2 protein-coding genes and 1 pseudogene are annotated in these 2,129 nt (G+C 68.9%); all 3 read left to right on the top strand.

The window, feature by feature from the left end:
- Window positions 1-776 (top strand): ABC transporter substrate-binding protein (locus AVW11_RS35415; protein WP_076047077.1); only part of this gene is annotated, 776 nt, incomplete at its 5' end.
- Window positions 777-810: 34 nt separating this feature from the next.
- Window positions 811-1,605 carry an ABC transporter ATP-binding protein gene (locus AVW11_RS35410; RefSeq protein ID WP_076047076.1) on the top strand — a complete coding sequence of 265 codons (795 nt, stop codon included), beginning with the start codon at window positions 811-813 and terminating at the stop codon, window positions 1,603-1,605.
- Between the two features lie 32 nt (window positions 1,606-1,637).
- A pseudogene (locus AVW11_RS35405) lies at window positions 1,638-2,126 on the top strand (ABC transporter permease); the annotation flags it as partial.
- Window positions 2,127-2,129: the final 3 nt, after the last annotated feature.

The following is a 2,129-nucleotide window of genomic DNA, read 5'->3' as shown; positions in this document are numbered from 1 at the left end:
CCTCGCCGTCGATCAACGGCTACGTGAAGTCGAAGGGTTCGAACCTGCGGATCATCTCCGGCTCCGCCTCCGGCGGCGTGAAGCTCGTCGTGAACCCGGAGAAGATCAAGACCCTGGACGACCTCAAGGGCAAGAAGATCGCCACCCCGCAGAAGGGGAACACCCAGGACGTCGCCTTCCTGAACTGGATCTCGGAGAAGGGCTGGACCGTCGACCCGGAATCCGGCAAGGGTGACGTCTCCGTCGTCCGCACCGACAACAAGGTGACCCCGGACGCCTTCAAGCAGGGCTCCGTCGACGGCGCCTGGGTGCCGGAGCCCACGGCCTCCAAGCTCGTCTCCGACGGCGGTTCCGTCCTCCTCGACGAGACCGCCCTGTGGCCCGAGAAGAAGTTCGTGATCACGAACATCATCGTGTCGCAGAAGTTCCTCAAGGAGCACCCCGACGTCGTCGAGGCGGTCCTCAAGGGCACCGTGAAGACCAACGAGTGGATCAACGCCAACCCCGACCAGGCAAAGGCCTCCGCCAACGCCAGGCTCGCCGCCGAGGGCGGCAAGCCCCTGGACGCGAAGGTCATCGACCCCGCCTGGCAGAGCATCCTCGTCACCGACGACCCGCTGGCCGCCACCCTCAAGGCCCAGGCCGACCACGCCGTCAAGGCCGAGCTCATCCAGCAGCCCGACCTCGCCGGCATCTACGACCTGACCTTGCTGAACAAGGTCCTGAAGGCCGCCGGCAAGCCCGAGGTCTCCGACGCCGGCCTCGGCGCCAAGTAATCCGTAATCCCAGCAATCCCAGGAGGTGACGACCATGGCCACGACACTCGCCAAGGCTGCCGAGGGCACGGTGGCGGAGCACCGGCACGCCGCCCGCATCGAGCACGTCTCGAAGTCCTTCTCCGGCCCGGCCGGATCGCAGCTCGTCCTGGACGACATCAGCCTCGATGTCGCTCCCGGAGAGTTCGTCACCATCCTGGGGGCCTCCGGCTGCGGAAAGTCCACCCTGCTCAACCTGGTCGCCGGCCTCGACAGGCCCACCGCCGGCTCGATCACGACCCCCGGCGGCCGCCCCGCCCTGATGTTCCAGGAACACGCCCTCTTCCCCTGGCTGACCGCCGGCAAGAACATCGAACTCGCCCTGCGGCTGCGCGGAATCGCCAAGAGCGACCGCAGGACCGAGGCCGAACGCCTGCTCGAACTCGTCCGCCTCGGCGGCGCCCACGGCAAACGCGTCCACGAACTCTCCGGCGGCATGCGCCAGCGCGTCGCCCTCGCCCGCGCCCTCGCCCAGGACAGCCGCCTGCTGCTGATGGACGAACCCTTCGCCGCCCTCGACGCCATCACCCGCGACGTCCTGCACGGCGAACTCACCCGCATCTGGGCCGAGACGGGCCTGTCCGTCCTCTTCGTCACCCACAACGTCCGCGAGGCCGTCCGCCTCGCCCAGCGCGTGGTCCTGCTCTCCTCCCGACCCGGACGGGTCGCCAAGGAATGGACCGTGGACATCCCGCAGCCGCGCCGCATCGAGGACGCGGACGTCGCGGAACTGTCCCTCGAGATCACTGAACACCTGCGTGGGGAGATCCGCCGCCATGGCCAGCACTGAAACGAAGGCGACAACGGACGACCTCGCAGGNNGGCCTGCAGTCCCTGCCGTCGGTGGCGTGGGTGCCGCCGGCCGTGCTCTGGTTCGGCCTCAACGACGCCATGATGTTCACGGTGATCCTGCTCGGCGCCGTCCCCTCGATCGCCAACGGCCTCGTCTCCGGCATCGACCAGGTCCCGCCGCTGTTCCTGCGGGCCGGCCGCACGCTCGGCGCCACCGGCCTGCGCGGCGCCTGGCACGTCGTCGTTCCGGCCGCACTGCCTGGCTACCTCGCCGGCCTCAAGCAGGGCTGGGCGTTCTCCTGGCGCTCGCTGATGGCCGCAGAGATCATCGCCTCCTCCCCCGACCTGGGCCTGGGCCTGGGCCAGCTCCTGGAGAACGGCCGCAACAACATCGACCTGCCCGGCGTGTTCCTCGCGATCATCCTCATCCTCGTCGTCGGCATCGCCATCGACCTGCTCATCTTCAGCCCGATCGAGCGGTACGTCCTGCGCAGCCGCGGCCTCCTGGTCAAGAGCTGACGC

This window comes from Streptomyces amritsarensis (assembly GCF_001953875.1).
In the GTDB taxonomy this organism is placed as follows: Bacteria; Actinomycetota; Actinomycetes; order Streptomycetales; family Streptomycetaceae; genus Streptomyces; species Streptomyces amritsarensis.
The sequence above is the reverse complement of the archived record's forward strand: the minus strand, read 5'-3'. Positions and strand labels throughout refer to the sequence as shown.

Excerpts from the sequence above, each read along its gene's own strand:
- AVW11_RS35410 (WP_076047076.1), top strand. The coding sequence starts at position 811 with ATGGCCACGACACTCGCCAAGGCTGCCGAGGGCACGGTGGCGGAGCAC.